This is a genomic window from Chlorobium sp. (assembly GCF_021740465.1).
GTDB lineage: Bacteria > Bacteroidota > Chlorobiia > Chlorobiales > Chlorobiaceae > Chlorobium.
In genome coordinates this window covers 1-21,726 of record NZ_JAIOZR010000017.1, presented here as the reverse complement: position 1 = coordinate 21,726, position 21,726 = coordinate 1, and the positions used below count along the sequence as shown (strand labels likewise).

Genomic DNA, 21,726 nt, shown 5'->3' with positions numbered 1-21,726 from the left:
TTGATTGAAATAAAGGATGCAGACGTCCAGGCTGCGTTTCTCTGAAGCGGGCCGGTTCAGCTCGCGTTCCTTTCCTCTTTGCGGATTTTGATCGCATACGCCACTAACCGCTTTTGGCCGCGAGTTCGCGGAAGAAATCCTTGAGATGTTTCGTACCGGTTGCCGGGGCGACGTTGTCCATTCGGCTGACGGACAGCGCAAAGGACATGATGCTTTTCAGTGGTTTGTTGACGATGCCTATAACGAAAAGGGCGATGTCGCCGACCCACATGGGCACGTGTGTGATCTTCGGTTCCATGCCGAGGGCCTCGAACGCCATGATGTTGGTTTCGTCGTAGGTAAAGATGTCCGGCCCGCCGATGGCGATCTCACTGTTCGTCTTGTTTTCGGCAGCATCGACACAGACCCGGGCCAGGTCTGCTCCGTGGATCGGGTTGAAGCGATTCTTGCCGTCGCCGAAAAGAAAGACGTGTCCTTTACGGGCGAAGGAGAAAAACATGCCCATGTCGTTGAAGTAAGCGGTAGGGCGGATGATGGTGTACGGCATGCCGGAATCCCGAAGGTCCTGTACGAACAGTTCATGTGCTTTCACCATATCCGAATCCATCATCCTGTAGGAGTTGAAGACCGAGATGTAGATAAACTTTCTGACACTGTGGGAGATGGCGTCCTCCAGGAGGGCTTTGTTCCCGAGGTGGTCGACCTGCTGGCTCGTGATGTTGTGCAGGGGTTTGGTGAGGCCCATGCAGGAGAATACGATATCCATTCCCTTGCAGGCCTCTTTCAGGGATGCCCTGTCGACTGCGTCGCCGATGAAGATATCTTCGACGAACTCCGCAATCGGGGGTTCGAGGTTCGGCCCTTCGCAAGCGAGTTTCTCCTGGCTTCTCACGAGAGACCGAACGCTGTAGCCGCGCGCAGCGAATTCCCTTACGACATGCCTGCCGAGATAGCCTGAAGCTCCTGCAACGAGTACCTTCTGTTTTGCCATGGTCACGTTTTCTGTATTGGTCGAGCGTTTCCTTGCTGCCGGGCAGGGTTTACGCTTCGTCGATCTGACGCAGGAGTTCCCGCAGCGAACAGGCCTTTGTCAGCTTCTCCCCGTCGGTGGCGGAGTTGTAAAAATCGATAATGGCTTTGCCGCCCATAGCGATCGGGGGATACTCCTTTTCGGCAAGCGTCGGCATCAGGGCGAGGAATTTCGACACACTCTTCTCGTCCATGCCGTTGATCCTGCCCATTACCTCTTTGGCTATCCCGGCGGACGCATCCTTCCCGAGACCGGCAATGTATGCTGCACTCTGTACGGCGCCGTACTGGAATCCGAGCACGGCAAAAACCACATCCCTGTTCGTGCTCCCTTCAAGTCCGGCCGGACACAGCCCGATCGCTTCCGCGAGGAAGAGCAGTGTCATTTTTGTAACGGCCTCTATGTTTTCTTCAGAATTCTTATGCATAACCATTGATTCCTTGACAGGAGATGGTGTTTTGCCGATACAGGAAGGGACGACTTGCCATCGCCCCCTCGTTTATCAGTCAGTCATTTTCCTTCACCTCTTCCAGAACGAAAAGCAGCTGTTCCTGTTTTACCATCTGGTTGAGCCGTACCGTGATTTCGGTGATCTGCGCGTCATAGGGTGCGAAGATCGCGTTTTCCATTTTCATGGCTTCGAGATTTGCGATCTCTTCTCCCTTGTGGACAATGTCGCCGGCCCTGACCGAACCGCGTTCAGGGTTTCCGATACGCCAGACGGTTCCGTTGATCGGGGCGCCGATATCGGTTATGCCTTTGGCCATCCGGATTTCGGTTTTCCTTGCGCGGGGCGTTTCGATCTTGAATACCCGGATCTGGTTGTTCACCTTCATGACGGCGTGAATGACACCGTCATGCTCTGCGCCGATCGAGACGCGCTCGATGGAGTAGGGAACCCCGCGGTATTCGAACTCGACCTTGTCGCCCGCTTTCTGCAAACCGGATCTCCAGACATCGGTCGGCAGAACGAGCGGGGCGTCGCCGTATTTTTCACGGAACCGGATAAGGTCGATGGCGTCTTTCGGGTGCATGAGAAAGAGAATGAACTCCTCTTCGTCCGGTACCCGGTCGAGTTGTTCCGAGAGCTCATGGTGCAGGCGATCCAGATCCTCGTCCGGAAGGGCGTCAAGTGGAGACTCTTCGTGGCGCTGAGCGATTTTCTCCCGGCCTTCCTCTCCGAAACAGCTTGTATAGACCCAGTCAGCAGGCCATCCCATAGGCAGTTTTCCGTAGTTGCCGATGATGAGGTTCCTGAAATCCCCGGGAGCGCCCCTGAAAAGATGGAGCAGTTCGTCCTGGTCTTCGGGCGGCATGGTGTCGAAATCCTGCTTTTTCTCCTCGACAAACCGGGTCAGAAGATCGATCACATGATTGACGCCTGCCAAGCCCCTCTCCTTGTCGTAGTGGTTGACGATGCCGCTGCAGGTTACCCACGTGACCTGTGAGCCCGGCGTGACGTCGAAATATTTCACGATCTGGTTGTAGAGCGACATCATTTTGAGAATCGCGGGCATCAGGTGCAGGAAGCCCCCTTTCTGCGCCTGCTCGAAAGAGCTTGGAAAGGCGCCGCCGGGCATCCGGTGCATTAGGACGCCGTGATCGAAGCCTTTGAAGGGCGACTCCGCCCATTCGTAGTGACGGATCCATTCGCGCACTTTCTGAACCGCACCATCGGCCGCCCTGGTGTTGAGATGGACCTTTATGCCCGATTCCTCGAGGAACGAAGACACGCTCATGAGCGGCGCCTGACCGTAGAAACGGGTGAGCGAGTCCTCTTCGACATCGAGGATGCCTGCGCCGGCCTTTGCGGCGGCAAGGAGGGCCGGCAGGGCAAGGCCGTCAGTGGCATGTCGGTGATATTGCAGAACCAGATCGGGAAACTCCTGCTTTATGGCATCAAAGAGCGAATGGATGCGTCGCGGGCTGCCGACTCCCGCCATGTCCTTGACGCAGAGAATGATTTCGTCCGTGCCGCCGCAAAGATCGACGATCGCCCTGACGAGTTTCAGGAAATAGTCGTTCGTTGTCCAGTCGGCCTGGGTAAATGCGATGGCGGGCTGGAAAAGGCGGCCGCGCTTCATGACGACTTCGGCGACAGTGCGCATGTTGCGCACGTCGTTGAGGAAGGAGAAACAGCGCCATACATCGATATCGACCCTCGAGATAACATGCTCGATGATGTTTTTCGGATAAGGGCGATATCCCCAGAGGTTTGTTTCGCGCACGAGCGTCTGCAGCAGCACGTTCGGCATCCTCTCACGGAGAAGGGCAATCTCTTCGAAGGGGTTTTCGCGGCGGTTCATGATTCCGACATGCCAGCGCGCTCCGCCATGGCACTCGGAACTGAAGAGCCCCATCTCGTTGTATTCGCTGGAGAGGGTGGCAAGGTCGCGTATCCTCAGCCGGTTTTTATAATCCGACTGTCCGGCGTCTCTCATTCCGGTCGAGGTCAGGGCAATCGCATCCAGATTACGAACGTTTTGAACGATCTCTTTGGGGCTCATCCCCGGTTTTACGAAGACAGGGTTTGTCATGTTGGTTAAATCCAGTTCGGTGTTCCAAGAGCGGAAATTTCAGCTACATATCTGGCGATTTTCAGCGCATCCTCCTCACTGTCGCTTTCGGGGAACATGGAGACGAGTTCGTCCATATGCTCTTCGATAAAGCGTGTCGAGAAATCGCCCCTGAGGAAATCGCGGTGCCGGATAAGGCTCAAAAGCAGAGGGGCGAGGGTTTTGACCCCTTCGACCCTGAGGTTCCGGCAGAGAATGCTGTCCATCTTCATGATGGCGGTTTCCCTGTCGGGGCCGGTTGTCATCAGAAGCATGATCAGCGAGTCGTAGTAGGGTGGAATTTCGGAACCTTCATAGACTCCCTGCGACACCCTGACGCCGGGATGCATGTTCAGATGCAGGCGGCTGATGTTGCCGAACGAGGGATTGAAGGTTGCCGGGTCTTCGGCATTGAGGCGGACTTCCAGTGCCCAGCGGTTCGGGCGGATGTCCTCCTGCCGGAAGCCGAGGGGGGTGCCCTGGGCTATGTCGAGCATCAGGCTGACGATATCCACGCCGGTCACCAGCTCGGTAATGCCGTGCTCCACCTGAAGACGGGTGTTCACTTCGAGGAAGTAGAACTTGCCGGTTGCGGCATCGAGCAGAAACTCGACCGTGCCTGCAGAGGAGTAGCCGATCGTGCGCATGAGCCGGACGGCGGTTTCGCAGATCGAGTTACGGGTCTCTTCGTCGAGGCTGGGAGAGGGGGCCTCTTCGATCACCTTCTGGTTGCGGCGCTGCAGCGTGCACTCGCGATCGTAAAGATGGATCACGTTGCCGTGCTGGTCGGCAATGATCTGCACCTCGATGTGCTTGCCTTTTTCGATAAACTTTTCAACGAGTATTTCGTCGTTGCCAAACGATTTTTTCGCCTCGGATTTGGCCTGCGCCAGCGCGGTATCGAGTTCCGTGTCGTTGCCGACCCTCACCATACCCTTGCCGCCGCCTCCCGAAGAGGCTTTGATGATGATCGGAAAGGCGACATCCTCCTCCTGCATCCACCTGCGGATCTCATCGGTGGTTTTCGGGGAATTGATGCCCGGGATGGTGGGGACGCTGGCTTCTTTGGCAATTTTTTTCGACTCGATCTTGTCGCCCATCATGTGGATCACATCAGGGCTCGGCCCGATCCAGATCAGGCCCGAATCCTGCACCATTCGGGCGAACTTCGCGTTTTCGGAGAGGAATCCCCATCCCGGATGCACACCGTTCGCCCCGGTCTTGAGGGCTGCGGCGATAATCTTTTCCATGTTCAGGTACGATTCGACCGGCGGAGCCTCGCCGATATGAATCGCGTCATTAGCCATGAAAACATGTGCCGCAAGCCGGTCCGGAGTACTGTAGACCGCCGTCGTCGGGATTTTTCTGTCTTTGCAGGTCTGAATGATCCGTACCGCCGGTACGCTGCGATTGGCTACAAGAACCTTTCTGATTTTTTTGTCCATTATGGCTTTGCCGACTTGAATAATGTTGAAGTATTGATGCTGAAACCGGACGAAAGTGACCCGCTGGCTGCAGGAGATTCTGGCGTTGGGAAATATCATTATTTTCTTCAACTCCGCCAACACCGGCCCATAATTTGGCTGCAGACTTTTTTCGGGCTGAAAGACCGGGACGGAAGATAGCAGGCGTGAACAGACCGTGAAATTGCATGAGTGGCGTAGTCCTCTCTTTTTTTCCGGAAAATCCTGCGTATATTTGGGCATGATGTTTTAAAGCCAGAGGGCTACAGGTGCGCCCGTTTGGTCTGTAACCAGAACTACAACAGGGAGTTGTACAATGCTGAAGGACGCTGCTGCTGCGGCTGGAGGTGCCATACTCCTGACGCCGCTTGGAATGCCTTTAGTAATGCACGGAGTCGCCGGAATGCTTGTCGGTGGTGCAGGACTTTTTATTGCCGATTCGCTCATGAAACAGGTTGTCGAAGCCATGAACCCACAGTCGGATAGTTCCGAAACGCAGGGAGAGGGAAGCGGTGTTGTTCACGTGGACGTGACCGGTTCGGATGGCGGACAACAGAAATAGGTGGAGAGATTTATTGATGGAGAACGGGCTCTCCGGCTCAGACGGGATAAGGGTGGACAATATAGGACTCGAACCTATGACCTCTCGCGTGTGAAGCGAACGCTCTAACCAACTGAGCTAATTGTCCATTCTGTCGGGTTTACTGCGGGAACGGACGTTCCGGCATGCGGTAAAGTAAGGATTGACTTCGATTTGTCAAAATAATCTTACAAAAACGGATATATAACAAATGGAATCGATGAAACCTCCGGATGGAGTTCTGAAAGTCGCGGCAGGTGTTGCCGGCGCAGCGGTGATCGGACCGCTTGCAGCTCCTTTGATGCCTGTTCTTGCAGGTATTGCGGTAGCCGGACTCGGCATTTTCGCCGCTGGCTCGATTCTCGGTCAGGTCGTGGACGGGGTAAAGCAGAAGGGTGAGCGCGAGGACATCGAGGACCGGCTGCCGTTCAACGGATAGCTTCCTTCAGCAGTTCATCGAGCGCTTCGGGGGTGGTTGCCGGCAACCGGCAGGAGTGCCCGATGCACAGAAAGACCACAGGCGTCGCCGCGTCAGGGTCGATGGCCTCCGGTATTTCCACCCCGTTCAGGCTTCCGGCCGATGCATGCATAATGGCCAGGCCCGGCATGTAGGGTGCGTTCAGCATTTTCAGCAACTTCTGCATTTCCGGCGACTCCCTCCTGCCGGCCAGGATGGCCAGAATTCCCCCTTTACGGGCATTGTTCAGTGCCGCGAGCATGAGCGGCAGCGCATGGCTGCTGAGTGAAAGCATGGTGCCGAAACTCCTGAAGCACGCTTCCGCCATACCGAAGTACTCCTCGTTGCCGGTCATTACGGCAAGGTCGAGCAGGTTCAGAATGCATACAGACGTGGCCGCAGGTTCTGCGCCGTCATACTCCTCCTTGAGCCGCACAGGAACCGAGTCGTCGTCCATTGCGGTGCTGAAATACCCTCCGCCTGCATGATCGTAGAAAAGGTTGTTGCATTTGCTGCAGAGCCTGTCGGCGACATCGAGGTACCGGTCGTCGAAACAGGCCTGATAGAGGTCGAGCAGCCCCCTTGTAAGAAAAGCATAGTCCTCGCCTTTACCGGCGAAGGCCGCATCACCGTCCCGATAGCGGCGGAGCAGACGATTTCCGTTTTCCTCATAGAGATGCCTGAGTATGAAATCTGCGGCATTACGGGCCGCCATGAGATACTCTTCATGGCCGAGAACCCGGTACCCTTTTGCGAGAGCCGATATCATGAGCCCGTTCCATGAGGTGATGATCTTGTCGTCGAGCAGCGGACGGGGACGATGCAGGCGCTTTTCGTAGAGCAGCGCCCTAACCTCGTCAAGCACCGTGGCGGTATTTTTCTCATGCTCTTCAGGTGCCGATTGCTCCATGAGCACGTTTTTTCCTCCGAACTCGCCGTGCGGATCTACAGGCACGTTGCCTTCCGGTTTCATGCCGTAGGTGCGGGCGAACAGTTCCAGCTTCTCCGGATCCGCAGGAAGCGACATTACCTCCTTCCAGCTCCACACATAGAACGCGCCTTCACGTTTTTCCGGCGCTTCGCCGTCAGGGAAGCTGTCGGCATCCTCTGCCGAATAGAAGCCGCCCTCCGGTGACTGCATATCGTGCAGCACATAATTGAAGATGTCTTCGGCCACCGACGAGAAAAACCTGTCGCCGCTTATCTGGTATGCTTCCAGATAGCTCATGGCAAGTTGCGCATTGTCGTAGAGCATTTTTTCGAAATGGGGGAGATGCCAGCGCAGGTCGGTGGAGTAGCGGGCGAATCCTCCTCCTCCTTTGCCCATGCTTCGCACGTGATCGTGTATGCCCCCGTCGGCCATTTTTTTCAGCGTGAGCAGAGCCATCGAGGCCGCTTTCGGGTTACCCGTATGAAAGGAGTGGCTGAAGAGAAAGGTGAGCAGTACCGGCCTTGGAAATTTCGGTGCGCTGCCGAACCCGCCCCAGATGGGATCGAAAAGGGATTCAAGCCACATAAAACAGGCTTCCTGCGCCTCGCCCTTTTCCGGAATCCCGTTTTTTTCAATTGGGGAGGGGGGCTGAAGCTGCTCGAAAAAGATTCGGGACGCATCCCTGATGCGTGCCGGATCGGTTTTCCACAATTGCGCAATGGAGGAGAGCACGGTTCTGAACCCCGGCATGCCGTAGCGGTCTTCAGGTGGGAAGTAGCTTCCCCCGTAAAAAGGTTTCAGGTCGGGCGTGAGCCATACCGACATCGGCCATCCTCCCCTTCCCGTGGAGGCCTGTACATAGGTCATATAGAGCCGGTCGAGATCCGGAAGCTCTTCGCGGTCGACCTTCACCGGTATGAAGTTGTCGTTGAGCAGCCTTGCGGTCTCTTCGTTTTCGAACGATTCCCGCTCCATTACATGGCACCAGTGGCAGGTCGCGTATCCGACGGAAAGAAAGATCGGTATGTTGCGTTCCCTCGATTTTCGGAAAGCCTCCGGGCCCCAGGGGTGCCAGTCAACCGGATTGAAGGCGTGCTGCAGGAGATACGGGCTTTTTTCCCTTGCCAGGAGGTTCGGTTCTGCCGGTTTACGGTTCATGGGGCTTGTTCTGTGCATTTGCGTTCAGTGGAAGCTCTTTCTTCAACACCCCCGAAGGGGGTGAAAGTTCTCATGCTCCGGAGAAACCAACAGGATAACCTTGCGGTTATATGATTATTGAGTTTTTCGGGTTATTCCGCTTCCGGCAAACGCATCGGCCTCTTACAATGAGCTTCACTTTCGACAGCGCCTTGGGCACCATAAGGAGATTGACTCTTCTTCCGGTAACGTTTTTTGTGATGCTGCTGCTTGCATCCTGTTCCGGCAGTGCTCCGCCGGTGCCGGAAGTTCATCTTCAGGAACAAAAGGAGAAAAATATGCCATACAATCAGCTTACGCCCGAAGAGGAGCGCGTGATCGTCCGCAAAGGCACGGAAGCGCCCTTTTCAGGTAAATATTACCAGAACAGGGAAACGGGTACCTACCAGTGCAGGCGGTGCGATGCCCCCCTGTTCCGTTCCTCCGACAAATTCGAGTCGGGCACCGGATGGCCGAGCTTCGACGATGCCCTGCCCGGCGCGGTCAAGGAGGTTCGCGATGCGGACGGACGGCGTACCGAGATCGTTTGCGCCAACTGCGGCGCTCATCTCGGCCACGTTTTCTTCAACGAAGGCATGACCGCCAAAAACGTGCGCCACTGTGTGAACTCGGTTTCGCTGAACTTTCAGCCCGAAGCCCAGAAGCCGTCGGCAACCCGGACGGCGGTTTTTGCGGGCGGCTGCTTCTGGGGGGTGGAGTACCATTTCAGCAAGGTAAAGGGCGTGCTTTCGGTTAAATCCGGCTACACCGGAGGAGAGATCGCGAACCCTTCCTACAAGCAGGTGTGCAGCGGAAGGACAGGGCATGCCGAGGCCGTAGAGGTCGAGTACGACCCGTCGCAGGTGAGTTACGAAACCCTGGCGAAGCTGTTTTTCGAAATCCACGATCCGACGCAGGTGAACCGGCAGGGCCCGGATGTGGGGACGCAGTACCGTTCGGCGGTTTTCTACGCCGACGAGGAGCAGCGCAAGGCGGCTGAAAAGCTCATCGCCGAACTGAAAGCAAAAGGGTACCGGGTTGCTACCAGGGTTGAAAAAGCCGGAACCTTCTGGGCGGCGGAGGATTACCATCAGGATTACTACGAAAAGACGGGGCATCAGCCGTATTGTCATATATACACGAAACGATTTTGATACTCGCGCTCCTTTACGTCGCTTGACACTCGCGCGGTGGCGTGTGAATGGAGTTGTTGCACGGCCCGATAGCTGCGTTGGCCCCGACCTGTCGGGATCGAAATCCTCGTGCGTGTACACTCCGGTTTCTGTGCTGCATCCGACTTGACCTCACCGACTTACCCTCAAGTTTACGACACCCCGTAGTGAATGCCCGTTTTTCTCTTTTTTCGCTGCGCATAAAGAACTTTAATAAATAAAGTATGCGCAAAAAGGGGGAAGAAGAGGGAAAAGAGGATATGCGGGGGAGGGTGCCGCTGTCGGGACGGGGTGCGTTTTTCTCCGCTTTGTATGTATCTTGCAGAAAAGTCCGGCGTTACCCCATCTGAAACCGATATGAGCGATTCAGTGATTCTCTTTTTGCTGCTGCTTGTGCTGCTGCTGCTTGTTTTCATCCTTTTCCGCCAGTTCGGCGATGCGCCCAGCAAGGCCGAACTGATGCGCCTGCAGGGTGCCGAAGCGGAGAGGGACCGTGCGCTCTCCCGGCTCGAGGCGGCAGGAGGAGAGCTGGAGAAGCTCAGGGTCGAGCATGCCCGTCTCGAAGCCGACCTGCAGCATGAGCGCCGGAGCGCCGCCGAGAAGATCGCACTGCTTCAGGATTCAGAAGCCCGGCTTCAGAAGGAGTTCGAAAACCTTGCAGGGCGGATCGTCGAAGAGCGGGGAAGGGTGCTCGGCGAAGAGAACCGGAAAAGGATGGATACCCTCCTGCAGCCTTTTCGCGAACAGCTCGACGGTTTCCGCCGCAGGGTGGACGAGCTGCACGAAACCAATATCGCCGGTTCGGCAAGCCTGCGTGAACAGGTGCGGCAGCTTATGGAGCTCAGCGGAAGGGTCAGCGACGAAGCCAACACCCTTGCCCGTGCGATCAAGGGGGACGCAAAGGTGCAGGGCGACTGGGGAGAGATGATCATCGGACGGATCTTTGAGGCTTCAGGACTCGAAAAGGGGCGCGAATATGAGGCGCAGGAGAGTTTCCGCGACGAGGAGGGCGCTCTGAAGCGCCCCGATTTCATGGTGCTGCTTCCGGGCGAAAAGGCGGTCGTCGTCGATTCCAAGGTGTCGCTGACCGCGTATGAACGGTTCTGCAGCCTCGAAGACGAGAGCCGGAGGGAACAGGCCCTCAGGGAGCATGTGCAGTCGGTTCGCCGCCATATTGCGGCACTGCAGGAGAAGGAGTACCACGATATCGGGGGCAACCGCACGCTCGATTTCGTTATCATGTGCATCCCGCTCGAACCGGCGTGGCAGGCGGTCATGCAGGCCGATCCGGATCTGCTATACGATCTTGCCGGAAAAAATATCGTGCTCTGCGGGCCGGCAACCCTGATGATCACCCTCAAGCTTATCGCCCAGCTGTGGCGGCGCGAGAACGAAAACCGGAATGCCGAGCTCATTGCCCAGCGGGCGGGCCGGATATACGATCAGGTAGCTCTCATCGTCGAGAGCATGGAGGATGCCCGAAAGAAGCTTTCCGGCGTTTCGGAATCGTTCGATCTTGCCGTGCGACGCCTGAGGGACGGACGGGGAAATCTTGTCGGCAGGGTAGAGGAGATACGAAAGCTCGGCGCGAAGGTGAGCCGGAGGATTGCCCGGGGTGCCGGAGAGGATCCGGCACCGGGAGCAGAAGAGTGAGCCCTAAGCTTCGGCGGGGTTCTCGAACACGCGGATATCGCGTTCGATGCTGTTGCCGGCTCTGTTCATGGCGAGCTTCAGATCGTAGTCCATCTGCAGGCCGAACCAGAACTGGGCCGGTGTGCTGAAATATCTCGCAAGGCGAAGAGCCGTGTCGGCGGTTATGCACCGCTTGCCGGTGATGATATCGTTGATTCGCCATACGGGAACATGAATGTCTTCGGCAACCTGTTTTTCGGTCAGCTGCAGGGGATTGAGAAAATCCTCGAGAAGAACAGTTCCCGGGTGAAGCGGAATATTTTTACTGACATGCATAAAGCGGATCTCCTGGTTGCAGAGCGAAAAGATTTATCTGGGGATATGTAACCTCAGATTACTACTTTTTTCCGGATTTCAAACCCTCTAAACACCCTGTTTCTTGCAACGCCGCTCCGGGAACCCGCAAGGGAAGATCACTATCCGACCTCCTTGCCGGCCATGACCAGTGTCGGCGGGGCGCCCAAATGCCTTCCGGCGAGCAGAACGTTCCAGTAAAGCCATTCGAACCCGAGTTTTCCGTACCAGTTCATTTTTGTCTCCTTCAGCAGGGAGAAGGGTCCCAGTTTCGGCATGGGGAATTGCCCCGGAAGCGGTTCGATCTTGTAGTTGAAATCGATGACCGAAGAGGTGCCTTTGGAGTAGACGATAAAGCAGGTGGAGTGGCCGTCGAAAATTTCCTCGGGCTTGACGCCGTGAATTTCAGCCATGATGTTGAACACCACAACGTCGGCTTCGTAGTGCGCGACCGATCCGGCTTTCGAGGTAGGCACGTTGGTGGCGTCGCCGATCACGTAGATGCCTTCGTGCTTGAGGGCTTTCAGGGTGTTCTGGTGCGTCGGCACGTAACCGATACCGTCGTCGATGCCCGAATCGCTGATCATCCTGTCGCCGAGTGTCGTCGGTATCGATACCAGCAAATCGTATTTCACCTTGTCGCCCTTGACGGACTCGATGTACTTTTCCTTGCCGTTCACCTCGCTCAGCTCGAAGGTCGGAGTGATTCTGATATTCTTTTCCTTTGCCGATGCGGTGAATACCGCCGAAGCCTTGGGCTTGGTGAAAGCGCCCTGGAGAGGAGTGACCAGTTCGATATCCACCTTGTTCCTGATGCCTTTCTGCTTGAAATACCAGTCGGCCATAAATATGAACTCGATCGGGGCAACCGGGCACTTGAAGGGGAGTTCGGCAATGTTCAGCACAACCTTTCCGCCATCGAACTCCTTGAGCCTGTTGCGGAGCAGTTCGGCATCAGGGATGGTGTAGAAGGTAAAGGCGTTCTTTCCCCACGCATCGAGCAGGCCGTCGTTTTCCTCGGGGGCGATCCGGCATCCCGTGCTGATGACCAGAAAGTCGTACGAGAATTTGTGCTTCAGGGTGGTCACCTCTTTTTTGTCGGGATCGATGCGGGTGATTTCGTCGATGACGAAATTTATTCCCGGTGTGATGTACTTTCGCCTCGATTTGACGAGCCGGCCCGGCTTTTGCATGTCGAAAGCAACGAAGAGCATGCCCGGTTGGTAGATGTGCTGGTCGTCACGGTCGATGACCGTTATTTCCCACTCTTCGGGCAGATGCCTTCTCAGGTTGTTGGAAATGATGGTTCCTCCCGTGCCGGCCCCAAGGACAACGATTTTTTTTGACATGGTTCAGCCTCCAATCTGTTTATTGTTTCATGAAAAACGGTCTACGCCAGTCTGTTTCAGGATATGCTGTCGTGAGCGATAGGCGGCAGGAGGAGGAGAAGGCCGGTATTACGGGCCGCCGGGAGTAACGGTACAGCGCTCTTTATATATCTGAGTAATTATATAATTTAACAATTATATGAATATGTACAATAGTTGCTTGTTTTGCATGCGCGAGTATTTGCTCTCTGCCCCCCGGCGCTTCGAAGGGTGTGCCGGTAAGGTTGCCTCAAAAACTTTTCGGGCAGATACCATGCGGTTAATAGCGTCAGGCAGGCCTATATTACCGGAGTGCGACCCGCAATCCGTCAACAAAAAAGGAATACGCCATGCATTTCGCTCAGCTTCTGCAGGACTTTGCCGTCGATATCGGCTGGAAGGATCAGGTCGAAAGGATTGAAGATGAAGGGATATGCCGACTTGCAGTCAGGCTGTCAATAGGCGGCCGTTCCTACCGCCTCATGATCGAAGGCCATGAAACGAGGGAGTGGCTTGCGCTTTATCTCTATGCGCCGTTTACCGTAAGGGAGGACAAACTGGTCGATGCCTGCATGCTTTTCAACTTCATCAACGGAAGCTTCAGCTACTCCGGCAGCATCAACGGAGCGGATGACGGCATCATCTCCTACAAGCAGCTTGTCGATCTCGGCGGTTGCACGGCGGATATGGCATTGATATACAACATGCTGCATGCAGCGGTCGACATGTTCGAACGCAACGCGGCGGAGCTGGAGGCCGTAGCGGCAAGCGACCTTCGTTACGAGGAGGTTCGCAGGGAGATGGAAAGAAATATAGCCCGTCAGTTCCAGGAAGGGAGCCAGGAGGCGCAGGGCTGAAATTTTTCTGCATGAGAAGTGTGCCCGCACCCTCGGGGGCACCCCTCAGTATACTCTTAAGGCTTTGCCGGGTTTTATGCCTTTAAGCCGCAGATCCGCCTTTGCATCGACCTTGAGCAGCAGGTGCACCTTCCTGCTGTCGAGGAGGATGTCGCACCGTTCAACCCGCAGACTGTCAACCCTCAGGTCTATAACTTTTCCTGTTTTGCCTTTGGCGATAGCGTTGCTGATGATGCCGGGAACCTTTTCGATGAGCGTGTCGAGCTTCACGTTAAGTCTCGTGGCTACCGTATCGCGTACGAATTCATGCAGAAGTTCATCGCCGGTACGGACAATGGCGTTTCCGGTGTCGAGGGCGTAATCGAACTTTTTCACCTTCATGGTCTGGGAGGGGGCATCGAATATGATTTTGCCGCTGGTTACCAGATAGCCCCTGATATCCCTGTCGGTACTGACGCCGATCGAGAGTCCCTTTTTTGAGGCATAGGTTTTTATACCGGTGATGGTCACGTTGTACCCCTTTTTCGACAGTGTTTTTCCCCTGAGGTAGCCGTTAAGCTGCTCGTTGATCTCATCGAATGAGGTGAAAGCGTAAAGGTTGATGACGGAATGCGTACTTTTTTCATCCGGCAGGAGCCTGCTGAAAGGGGGCAGCGGGTTCGGAACGGCTATTGCCGTGGTATCGGTGAGCATCACCATTCCGGCGTCGATGCGGGTAAGGCAGGTGATGTCGTTACGGTTCAGTACCATATCGCCCCGGATGCCGCTGCAGTGAAAGCGGATCCAGACCGGAGCGGGTTTTCGGCTGACGAGAATTGGCTCCTGAAGATCGTGCCATACGTCCGAAATGGTGGATTGCAGGTTTGCCGCCCTGTATATCTCCCGGTCCAGCATGGCGGTCAGTTTGCCTCCCTTGCTGTTCAGGGCTTCGGTAATTGCCGGCCTGAGATTTTTTTTGAAGGGTCCGATGCGGACAACCGGCTCACTCAGCCACCGGATGTTTCTGATGCGGAACCTGGTGACGATGCTCCAGTTCCGGTCGAGAGCGATCGGTGTCGAGAGCGTGACGATGATGGTGGTGCGCAGCGGCTTTACCAGACCTGAAAGCGTTTTTCCGAACCGGCTGTCGAGCAGCGTTGCGTCGACCGTCAGGGGAAAGGTACAGACAAGTTCCCGCCCACTGGAGTTTATGACGATGTCGTTCTGTCTGGTAAGTGCCAGGGCAATTTTTTCTTTTTCGCCTTTCCGGAGCCGGAGGTTTTTCCGCAGAAAGGTGCCCCGGATTTTCCCGTTCAGGTATGCGGCCAGAGTTTTTGTTTCGATGTGTACCGGAAGATTGAACGTGGAGGGCGGCGCCGTGACGGAAACTTCGGTTGTGAGCGGTTCAGGAGGCTTGTTTCGGGATGATTCATCGATTTTCCGGTAAAGAAAAAGCCCGGAAACGACAAACGCTATGACGATTCCGGCGGCTATGAGAGGTTTTTTCATTGGAGGAAGTTCTAACGGGTTTCCGCTCGGCCGGGAGGGGGTGAAAATGGTTCCGACCCGGCCGGAAGTGATCGGAAAACTATCCTGAAAAAGCGCTCGAGGTTACTTTTTGGGTTCCCAGTAGCAGCGTTTCGGTGATACGATCAGCTCTTCGTCCTTGAGCGTTTTCATGGCTTTATCGACCTCTTTGCGATCCAGCTTGCCCGAGTCGGCAATCTGGCCGGCGCTCATGGGTTTGCCTTCCTTTTCAAGCAGGTCAAGAATGGCTTTCCTGATGTCCATAGGGATACAATGGTTTATTTATTGGTGGATATACCGGAATGATTCATTTCTTCATGCTTCCGGTAAACGATCTGTAAAGATAATAATTCCCGTTTACAGGACAGGCGGGTATTAATACCGTTTTTTTTGCTGCTGAATCGTTAGCACCGGATTTTCCGGTGTCGGGAAAGCAGTGCCTGAAAATAGAACGGCCGGGCGGCGCATCTTCTTTTCGGACTGCTACTGTACTGTTTTGGAAAGAATCAGGTAGAGCGATATGGCCGCCCCGAGAAAGTGGGCAAGGGCATACATTTTGAATTTCCACCCGAGTGAAAAGGTGTAATGAACTCCCAGAAGCAGGGAGTACACCAGGGCTCCTGAAACTACGTATAGCATAACATCAGACATATTCTTTTTGAGAACGTCTATATGTCAGTTTTCCTCAGGCCGCAACTATTACCGGTAAACGATTTTGCAACTGTTCCTGGTAACGCCGACATGCGAAAACATTTCGTTCAGGTTTTTCTTTCCGGGTCTTTCAACGCCTGAATCGATGGGGGATGACATAATAGTTTGGGGGTAATGTTAGGTTCTTTAAAGTTACAACTTTTTTTAAACTTTCTTTTAATTTTAAATGCATTATTAAACAGCGCAGGTTTTGACCGGCCCTGCGATGTAGTAATACTTTTGAGGTAACTGTTTTTTTTGGTAGTTTTTCCGCATAGGGTGTTCCGGTATTCCCCCAGCCACATGATATCCGGTGTTCCCCTTGTTCCGGTTGATTCCTGCAGCCCCTTTTTTATTTCGGATTATCTGGTTTTATCTGTTTTCTGCCCTCATCCTGTCAACCTTGCAAAAGGAGGTGCCTGTTCACATGATTGCAGTTGAATGCGGTATTGCTTTTTTGAAACAATTGAAGCAAAAGGAGAACGATATGCCTGAACCATACATTTCGGGTCCACATATGGACTTTCAGCGCATGGAGTGGAAGTGGAAAATCGGTATTCCTGCCGATTTCTGGCTTGTCGAGGAGGAACTGATCGGCAAGTTCATCAGTGCTAACAAACTGAAGGCGGTCGGGAAAGTCGCTGCCGGCGTTGTAAAAAGTTCGGCCAAAGCTATCTCGATCGATAACATTATCGATCCGAGGGGTGGCAGAAAAACGCCCCATCTGCATTTCAAAGGCGATATCTATCTGCTCGACGCCAAGCAGTGGCGAGAGTTCAGCGCTCCGATTCTCAAGGAGATGAGCGCCAGACTTGCTGCGGTCAAATCGATTCCTTTCGAGAGTTTTATCGAAGTCAGTCAGGCAGTGCTTCCACATCAGTAATCCCTGCGGAAAACAGCGACGGATTTGTTTCGGCAAGAGAACAATGCCGTAATCAAGCCGTCGCTGACCGCTCTATTTTTCCAGCCAGATATGAAGTATACCATTGCGGTTACCCGGCAGTGTAATTTCGGATGTGCCTATTGCTATATATCAGGCATATCCGGACACGATGCCGTCATGAGTCAGGAAACGGCCGATCGGGTTATCGACTTTATTTTTCGCAGGACTCCCGAGCATGAAAAAATCGATATCGGTTTTTTCGGCGGGGAACCCCTTCTCGAATTCGAACTGATCAAATCCATTATGAGGAGGATTTACCGCCATGAAGGTTATGACCCGGAGCGGTTTCTTTTTTCGGTGGTCACCAACGGATCGATTTTCAACGAGGCCATAGCTGCCGATCTCCGGGATTTCCGGATTTCCCCCGGCATAAGCTGCGACGGTCCGGCATTCATTCAGGAACGTTCGAGAGTGTTCCGGGACGGATCGTCGACTTCGGCTATCGTGGAACGCAACATCCGGCATGCGCTGGAATTTTTTCCTTTCATGCCGGTCAATGCGGTTTATACGCCCGATACCCTCGAGGCTCTTCCCGACGTGGTGGAATATTTCCATTCTCTGGGGGTAAGAAACATCTATCTCAATCCCGATATTTCGGCTCGCTGGAGCCGGCCTCATGCCGAAAAGCTTCCCGGGCTGTTCAGCCGGATAGGAAAACTCTATCTCGACTACTACGGGGCAGGCACGCCCTGCCATATCAGCATTATCGACAGCAAGATAACCGTCATACTCCGGGGTGGCTACGAGCCGCTCGAACGATGCAGGATGGGCAAGGGCGAGTTTGCCTTTGCGCCTTCGGGCAACATCTATCCCTGCGAGCGTCTTATCGGTTCCGATGACGGAGATGAGCACTGTCTCGGTAATGTGCACTCCTCCACGGGTCTGGTGAAAAGCTGCAGTCACGATTCGGAGCACACGACAAACCCGTTCTGCCTGAACTGCGGCATCAATCGGTACTGCATGAACTGGTGTGGCTGCACGAACTATTTCGCCACGGGAGATTACAACTCGCCAGGCGCCTTTATCTGCTCTTCCGAAAAAGCCTCGGTGACAACGGCTTACGAGCTGATCGAAACGCTTGGGGCTGATGGGTTTTCTTTTGCGGATCATCTTGCAGGTACCCCGCTCATGAGCATTATCGGGGAGGTTACCGGCTCGAAATGACGGTGGAGGAGCAAAAGGGATTTCTTCGCGGTCCGCTCAGGCTTCAGGCTTTTTTCGGGTGCGTGCGTAGGCTTCGAGCGCCCGGCGGCGCGAAGCCCGAAGCTCCACGAGAGGTTCGGGGTAGGTTTTGCCGATAGAGACCCCCGCGGCCTGCAGCACACCGGCGGGCGCTTCCCACGGGGCGAAGAGGTGGCGGTCGGGCAGCCTGCCGAGTTCAGGAACGAAACGGCGGGTATAGGCTCCCCCAGCATCGAATTTCTCTCCCTGGGTGACCGGATTGAAGATGCGGAAGTAGGGCACCGCGTCGGCTCCGCATCCGGCGACCCACTGCCAGCTTGCGCTGTTGACGGCAAGGTCGGCGTCACAGAGGCAGTCCCGGAACCACCGCTCGCCGTGGCGCCAGTGCAGAAGCAGGTTCTTGACCAGAAAGGATCCTACGATCATGCGCACGCGGTTGTGCATGTAACCCGTCTGCCGGAGTTCACGCATGCCGGCATCGACAATCGGGTAACCGGTCATGCCTTTCTGCCAGCGCCTGAGCGCCGCCGGATTTTCCATCCACCCGAATGTGTCGAACGAGGCGTGCAGGTTGGTGCGGGGCAGGTCGGGATTGTGCCAGATCAGGCTGTACGAGAACTCCCTCCAGGCGAGTTCGCTCAGAAAATGGTCCACATCCGGGCTGTTTCCATGGTTTTTTACGGCGTGCCAGACCCGGTTTGGCGAGATTTCGCCGAAATGGAGCGAAGGCGAGAGGCGCGAGACGTTCGGCCGTGCCGGGTAGTCGCGTCCCTCCCTGTAGCCGGTCAATCCATGCTGCAGAAAGGTTTCGAGCCTCAGGGCGGCGGCCTGTTCGCCGATAGTCCAGTGCGCTTCGAGCTGCAGGTCCCAGCGTATGCGGGGTAAAAGGTCAAGTGCGTCGAGCGGCAGGCTGCCTGTCGGAGGAAGCGCTGTTTCGAGCCTTTCGGGAGCCGCGAGCGGGAGGCGGGGCTGTTCGGCGCCGAGGCACCCTTTGCGGTAGTAGGGCGTGAAAACCCTGTAGGGCGTGCCGTCCGGTTTTTTTATCTCCCACGGCTCCCAGAGCAGCGAACCGTTGAAACTCTCCGCACCGATCCCCTGTTCTCCGAGTTTTTTTTTGAGCAGGGTATCCCGCTTAATGCGCCAGGGTTCGTAGCAGCGGTTCCAGTGCACTGCGGAAGCGCCCGTTCCGGCGGCCAGGGCCGGCAGGATTTCCAGCGGATCGCCCGAGAAAAGGGCGAGGCGCCCCTCCAGCGAGCGGTCGAGCGAGGCGAGGCTGTGGTGAAGCCACCAGCGGCTTGCCGCGCCCATGCGGAATTCGGCGGCGTTGCCGTCGTCGAGAATATAGACCGCCAGCACGCGCCCTTTCAGGGCGGCATGGCGGAGTGACGGGTTGTCTCCGAGCCGGAGATCCTGGCGGAACCAGTGGATGGTCAGGGTGTCGCTCATCAGTCAGGGAATCGGGGTGTTGCCGTCATGATCCGTTATCCTTCGGGTTGAAGCTGCAAGTCGCATCTACATGGGAAAATAAACATTTTCTCCGGCTGCCTGCAGGAGAAAGGAAACCGGAAAAATTGCTGTATTTTACCATTCTGAAAACGACTCTATTACGCGCATTTTCTTACCGTTCACGTTCATGGTCAGCAAACTGTTCCGTTATCTCAGTATCAGCAGGGACGCCGAGTCGTTCAGGGACATTCACGCTGCCGTCGAAAGCGACATCGAATTCAAGGGCAGCCGCCTCTGGATCCTGATTTTCGCCATCGTGCTGGCCTCGGTCGGGCTCAACACCAATTCGACGGCGGTCATCATCGGCGCCATGCTCATCTCTCCCCTGATGGGTCCGATCAACGGCATCGGGTACAGCATCGCTACCTACGACTTTCCGATGCTCCGCCGCTCGCTCAAGCACCTGTCGTTTGCCGTGGCGGCAAGCCTCGTCACCTCGACGCTCTATTTCGCCATCAGTCCGGTATCGAGCGCCTATTCCGAGCTTCTGGCACGCACCAGCCCCACCATTTACGACGTGCTGATCGCCCTGTTCGGCGGCCTTGCCGGTACGATGTCGCTCACAACGAGACTGAAAGGGAACGTGGTGCCGGGCGTCGCCATCGCCACGGCGCTGATGCCCCCGCTCTGCACGGCGGGGTACGGGCTTGCGACCGGTCAGTTCGGATTCTTTTTCGGCGCCTTTTATCTCTTCACCATCAACGCCGTGTTCATCGGTTTTTCGACGGTGTTTTTTTCGCAGTTCATGAAGTTTCCCATCAGAAGCGATATCGCCGAAACGCAGAAAACGCGCATCAACAGGTGGATAACCGCGGTCATGCTCGTTACGCTCGTCCCCAGCATCTATTTCGGTTATCTGCTCGTCAAGAAGGAACGCTTCATGGAGAATGCGGGCAGGTTCGTGCAATCGGTGCAGGTGTTCAGGGGAGAATACCTGCTTCGCAACGATATCGACGCGGACAGACGCCGCATTACCCTTATCTATGCGGGGCGTTCGCTTACTGATGAGAGCAAGGGCGTGCTTCGCAGGCGTGCCGGGGAGTTCGGCCTCGGTGATGCGACGCTTTCGTTTGAACAGGGAATTTCGTTTGCCGATATTACCGGGGATCTCAGCGAAAAAGAGAAGGTACAGGCCCGGCTGAGGAAGCTCTCGCTCACTCTCCAGGAAAACGGAAAAATCCGCGACAGCCTGCAGCGGCGGGCATATACCGGAAAATCGCTGCTCATGGAGTTGCGCGCGATTTTTCCGTCGGTAACCGCCTGCCTGTTTGCCGAACCTTACCGTTTCAGCGTCGAGGATGCTGAAACACCGCGCAGGCTGGCCTACGTCGTGGTTTCGGCAACGGGAGGGCTTGCGCCCGACGAGCGGGAAAAGGCTATGGCCTGGCTCAGGGCGAGGCTGCGGAACGATACGCTGCGTGTTGTTTTCGAGCAGGGAAACGAGCTGCTGATCGACAAGGGCGAAAAAAACAGATAACGTCAATATTCAGGATATGGGATACGTCGAGAAAAACCTCATGCAGGGCGAAAAGCTCTATGCCAGGGCAACCCTTCACTGGACAGTGTTCGGCAAGGCGATACTCTTCATGGCACTCTCTGTGGGGCTGATGATTTTTTCGTACCGGGCCACGCTTGACGGGAGCACGGAACTCTCTTCGGCTGCCTGGTATACCGGAGTCGTCATTCTGGTGGCCGGGCTGTGGTTTACGGGTGAGGCGTTCGTCAAGCGGCAGTCCACCGAGCTTGCCGTCACCTCCAAGCGGGTGATCGCCAAGTTCGGCTTCATCCGGCGCAGCACCATCGAACTGAACCACAGCAAGGTGGAGAGCTTCCATGTGGAACAGGGGGTGCTGGGCCGCATGCTCGGCTACGGAACGCTCAGCATCAACGGCACCGGCGGAGGGATAACCCCGATACCTGGCATCGGCGATCCGCTGGGGTTCCGCCGCAAGGCCATGGAGGCGATCGATGCGTTTCAGAGCAACTCCTGAGTCCGTCCCGATGCCGCAGTTTCCGGTTTACGGCTCATTCCGCCTATACCGTCAATACCGCCCATGACGCTGCACCTCTACACCGGAAACCGGATGGAAGTTCTCGCAGACGCTCTGGCAGGCGTGCTGCAGCGGAATCCTGTGCCGGTTTTCGAGTCCGAACGGATCGTGGTGCAGAGCCGCGGCATGCAGCGATGGCTGTCGATGCGGCTCGCGGCTCGTTTCGGAGTCTGGGCCGGAGCCGACTACCCGTTCCCGAACAGGCTGGTGCAGCAGCTCTTCGACTGGCTGGGCCTCTCCCGGACCGATTCGGAGAAGTTTTCCAAAGAGGCGA

21 protein-coding genes and 1 tRNA gene are annotated in these 21,726 nt (G+C 55.6%); 10 read left to right on the top strand and 12 right to left on the bottom strand.

The genetic code is table 11. The features are described from left to right. Positions 1-103: 103 nt before the first annotated feature. The 4 genes from K9G39_RS08440 to K9G39_RS08425 form a co-directional block, all read right to left on the bottom strand. Positions 104-991 (bottom strand): SDR family oxidoreductase, encoded by an 888-nt coding sequence (locus K9G39_RS08440; RefSeq protein WP_292004485.1) that lies wholly within the window; start codon positions 989-991, stop codon positions 104-106. Positions 992-1,040: 49 nt separating this feature from the next. After that, complete coding sequence (locus tag K9G39_RS08435) at positions 1,041-1,457, bottom strand: hypothetical protein (RefSeq protein WP_292004484.1); 417 nt, start codon at positions 1,455-1,457, stop codon at positions 1,041-1,043. Positions 1,458-1,536: 79 nt separating this feature from the next. Then, a complete protein-coding gene (locus K9G39_RS08430; RefSeq protein ID WP_292004483.1) occupies positions 1,537-3,567 on the bottom strand; it encodes a biotin/lipoyl-containing protein in 2,031 nt (676 codons plus the stop codon). A 5-nt stretch (positions 3,568-3,572) separates the two neighbouring features. Next, a complete protein-coding gene (locus K9G39_RS08425; RefSeq protein WP_292004482.1) occupies positions 3,573-5,030 on the bottom strand; it encodes a biotin carboxylase N-terminal domain-containing protein in 1,458 nt (485 codons plus the stop codon). A 334-nt stretch (positions 5,031-5,364) separates the two neighbouring features. On the opposite strand from K9G39_RS08425, the gene K9G39_RS08420 reads away from it, so the two are divergent. Then, complete coding sequence (locus K9G39_RS08420; RefSeq protein WP_292004481.1) at positions 5,365-5,610, top strand: hypothetical protein; 246 nt, start codon at positions 5,365-5,367, stop codon at positions 5,608-5,610. Between the two features lie 53 nt (positions 5,611-5,663). On the opposite strand, the gene K9G39_RS08415 is transcribed toward K9G39_RS08420, so the two are convergent. Further along, positions 5,664-5,737 (bottom strand) — tRNA-Val (locus tag K9G39_RS08415). Between the two features lie 102 nt (positions 5,738-5,839). Here K9G39_RS08415 and K9G39_RS08410 point away from each other — a divergent pair. Further along, positions 5,840-6,067 carry a hypothetical protein gene (locus tag K9G39_RS08410; RefSeq protein WP_292004480.1) on the top strand — a complete coding sequence of 76 codons (228 nt, stop codon included), beginning with the start codon at positions 5,840-5,842 and terminating at the stop codon, positions 6,065-6,067. Here K9G39_RS08410 and K9G39_RS08405 read toward each other — a convergent pair. Continuing rightward, positions 6,057-8,174, bottom strand: a complete 2,118-nt coding sequence (locus K9G39_RS08405; RefSeq protein WP_292004479.1) for a thioredoxin domain-containing protein — start codon at positions 8,172-8,174, stop codon at positions 6,057-6,059. The two genes, K9G39_RS08410 and K9G39_RS08405, sit on opposite strands and share 11 nt — an antisense overlap. Positions 8,175-8,491: 317 nt before the next feature. Between K9G39_RS08405 and K9G39_RS08400 the strand changes: the two genes are divergently transcribed. After that, positions 8,492-9,346, top strand: a complete 855-nt coding sequence (locus K9G39_RS08400) for a bifunctional methionine sulfoxide reductase B/A protein (protein ID WP_292004509.1) — start codon at positions 8,492-8,494, stop codon at positions 9,344-9,346. A gap of 375 nt (positions 9,347-9,721) precedes the next feature. Further along, the gene (gene rmuC, locus K9G39_RS08395) at positions 9,722-11,017 is read left to right on the top strand and encodes a DNA recombination protein RmuC (RefSeq protein ID WP_292004478.1); all 1,296 of its coding nucleotides are present in this window, start codon (positions 9,722-9,724) and stop codon (positions 11,015-11,017) included. Between the two features lie 3 nt (positions 11,018-11,020). Here the strand turns inward: rmuC and K9G39_RS08390 are convergent, their stop codons facing one another. Further along, positions 11,021-11,332, bottom strand: coding sequence for a HigA family addiction module antitoxin (locus tag K9G39_RS08390; RefSeq protein ID WP_292004477.1), 312 nt, complete (start codon positions 11,330-11,332; stop codon positions 11,021-11,023). A 140-nt stretch (positions 11,333-11,472) separates the two neighbouring features. Continuing rightward, on the bottom strand, positions 11,473-12,699 hold the full coding sequence (locus K9G39_RS08385) for an FAD/NAD(P)-binding oxidoreductase (RefSeq protein ID WP_292004476.1): 1,227 nt from the start codon (positions 12,697-12,699) through the stop codon (positions 11,473-11,475). 368 nt (positions 12,700-13,067) lie between these two features. On the opposite strand from K9G39_RS08385, the gene K9G39_RS08380 reads away from it, so the two are divergent. Next, positions 13,068-13,574, top strand: a complete 507-nt coding sequence (locus tag K9G39_RS08380; protein ID WP_292004475.1) for a YbjN domain-containing protein — start codon at positions 13,068-13,070, stop codon at positions 13,572-13,574. A 45-nt stretch (positions 13,575-13,619) separates the two neighbouring features. Here the strand turns inward: K9G39_RS08380 and K9G39_RS08375 are convergent, their stop codons facing one another. From K9G39_RS08375 to K9G39_RS08365, 3 genes are all read right to left on the bottom strand, one after another. Then, on the bottom strand, positions 13,620-15,062 hold the full coding sequence (locus K9G39_RS08375) for a DUF4403 family protein (RefSeq protein WP_292004474.1): 1,443 nt from the start codon (positions 15,060-15,062) through the stop codon (positions 13,620-13,622). 102 nt (positions 15,063-15,164) lie between these two features. Next, positions 15,165-15,344: a MarR family transcriptional regulator gene (locus tag K9G39_RS08370; RefSeq protein WP_292004473.1), complete on the bottom strand. Its 180-nt coding sequence runs from the start codon at positions 15,342-15,344 to the stop codon at positions 15,165-15,167. Positions 15,345-15,563: 219 nt separating this feature from the next. Then, positions 15,564-15,719, bottom strand: coding sequence for a hypothetical protein (locus K9G39_RS08365; RefSeq protein WP_292004472.1), 156 nt, complete (start codon positions 15,717-15,719; stop codon positions 15,564-15,566). A 538-nt stretch (positions 15,720-16,257) separates the two neighbouring features. Between K9G39_RS08365 and K9G39_RS08360 the strand changes: the two genes are divergently transcribed. Further along, a complete protein-coding gene (locus K9G39_RS08360) occupies positions 16,258-16,653 on the top strand; it encodes a hypothetical protein (protein WP_292004471.1) in 396 nt (131 codons plus the stop codon). Between the two features lie 90 nt (positions 16,654-16,743). Next, positions 16,744-17,877, top strand: a complete 1,134-nt coding sequence (locus K9G39_RS08355) for a radical SAM protein (RefSeq protein WP_292004470.1) — start codon at positions 16,744-16,746, stop codon at positions 17,875-17,877. 36 nt (positions 17,878-17,913) lie between these two features. Here K9G39_RS08355 and K9G39_RS08350 read toward each other — a convergent pair whose 3' ends face one another. Continuing rightward, positions 17,914-19,341 (bottom strand): deoxyribodipyrimidine photo-lyase, encoded by a 1,428-nt coding sequence (locus K9G39_RS08350; protein WP_292004469.1) that lies wholly within the window; start codon positions 19,339-19,341, stop codon positions 17,914-17,916. Positions 19,342-19,528: 187 nt separating this feature from the next. Here K9G39_RS08350 and K9G39_RS08345 point away from each other — a divergent pair, with 187 nt between their 5' ends. The 3 genes from K9G39_RS08345 to K9G39_RS08335 form a co-directional block, all read left to right on the top strand. Beyond that, positions 19,529-20,878, top strand: coding sequence for a DUF389 domain-containing protein (locus K9G39_RS08345; protein WP_292004468.1), 1,350 nt, complete (start codon positions 19,529-19,531; stop codon positions 20,876-20,878). Positions 20,879-20,894: 16 nt separating this feature from the next. Beyond that, the gene (locus tag K9G39_RS08340; RefSeq protein ID WP_292004467.1) at positions 20,895-21,392 is read left to right on the top strand and encodes a PH domain-containing protein; all 498 of its coding nucleotides are present in this window, start codon (positions 20,895-20,897) and stop codon (positions 21,390-21,392) included. Positions 21,393-21,455: 63 nt separating this feature from the next. After that, a partial coding sequence (locus K9G39_RS08335; protein WP_292004466.1) for an exodeoxyribonuclease V subunit gamma occupies positions 21,456-21,726 on the top strand: 271 nt, incomplete at its 3' end.

Excerpts from the sequence above, each read along its gene's own strand:
- K9G39_RS08430 (WP_292004483.1), bottom strand. The coding sequence starts at position 3,567 with ATGACAAACCCTGTCTTCGTAAAACCGGGGATGAGCCCCAAAGAGATC.
- K9G39_RS08365 (WP_292004472.1), bottom strand. The coding sequence starts at position 15,719 with ATGCTATACGTAGTTTCAGGAGCCCTGGTGTACTCCCTGCTTCTGGGA.
- K9G39_RS08360 (WP_292004471.1), top strand. The coding sequence starts at position 16,258 with ATGCCTGAACCATACATTTCGGGTCCACATATGGACTTTCAGCGCATG.
- K9G39_RS08350 (WP_292004469.1), bottom strand. The coding sequence starts at position 19,341 with ATGAGCGACACCCTGACCATCCACTGGTTCCGCCAGGATCTCCGGCTC.
- K9G39_RS08340 (WP_292004467.1), top strand. The coding sequence starts at position 20,895 with ATGGGATACGTCGAGAAAAACCTCATGCAGGGCGAAAAGCTCTATGCC.
- K9G39_RS08440 (WP_292004485.1), bottom strand. The coding sequence starts at position 991 with ATGGCAAAACAGAAGGTACTCGTTGCAGGAGCTTCAGGCTATCTCGGC.
- rmuC (WP_292004478.1), top strand. The coding sequence starts at position 9,722 with ATGAGCGATTCAGTGATTCTCTTTTTGCTGCTGCTTGTGCTGCTGCTG.
- K9G39_RS08405 (WP_292004479.1), bottom strand. The coding sequence starts at position 8,174 with ATGAACCGTAAACCGGCAGAACCGAACCTCCTGGCAAGGGAAAAAAGC.
- K9G39_RS08380 (WP_292004475.1), top strand. The coding sequence starts at position 13,068 with ATGCATTTCGCTCAGCTTCTGCAGGACTTTGCCGTCGATATCGGCTGG.
- K9G39_RS08410 (WP_292004480.1), top strand. The coding sequence starts at position 5,840 with ATGGAATCGATGAAACCTCCGGATGGAGTTCTGAAAGTCGCGGCAGGT.
- K9G39_RS08385 (WP_292004476.1), bottom strand. The coding sequence starts at position 12,699 with ATGTCAAAAAAAATCGTTGTCCTTGGGGCCGGCACGGGAGGAACCATC.
- K9G39_RS08355 (WP_292004470.1), top strand. The coding sequence starts at position 16,744 with ATGAAGTATACCATTGCGGTTACCCGGCAGTGTAATTTCGGATGTGCC.
- K9G39_RS08435 (WP_292004484.1), bottom strand. The coding sequence starts at position 1,457 with ATGCATAAGAATTCTGAAGAAAACATAGAGGCCGTTACAAAAATGACA.
- K9G39_RS08390 (WP_292004477.1), bottom strand. The coding sequence starts at position 11,332 with ATGCATGTCAGTAAAAATATTCCGCTTCACCCGGGAACTGTTCTTCTC.
- K9G39_RS08345 (WP_292004468.1), top strand. The coding sequence starts at position 19,529 with ATGGTCAGCAAACTGTTCCGTTATCTCAGTATCAGCAGGGACGCCGAG.
- K9G39_RS08400 (WP_292004509.1), top strand. The coding sequence starts at position 8,492 with ATGCCATACAATCAGCTTACGCCCGAAGAGGAGCGCGTGATCGTCCGC.
- K9G39_RS08420 (WP_292004481.1), top strand. The coding sequence starts at position 5,365 with ATGCTGAAGGACGCTGCTGCTGCGGCTGGAGGTGCCATACTCCTGACG.
- K9G39_RS08425 (WP_292004482.1), bottom strand. The coding sequence starts at position 5,030 with ATGGACAAAAAAATCAGAAAGGTTCTTGTAGCCAATCGCAGCGTACCG.
- K9G39_RS08375 (WP_292004474.1), bottom strand. The coding sequence starts at position 15,062 with ATGAAAAAACCTCTCATAGCCGCCGGAATCGTCATAGCGTTTGTCGTT.
- K9G39_RS08370 (WP_292004473.1), bottom strand. The coding sequence starts at position 15,344 with ATGGACATCAGGAAAGCCATTCTTGACCTGCTTGAAAAGGAAGGCAAA.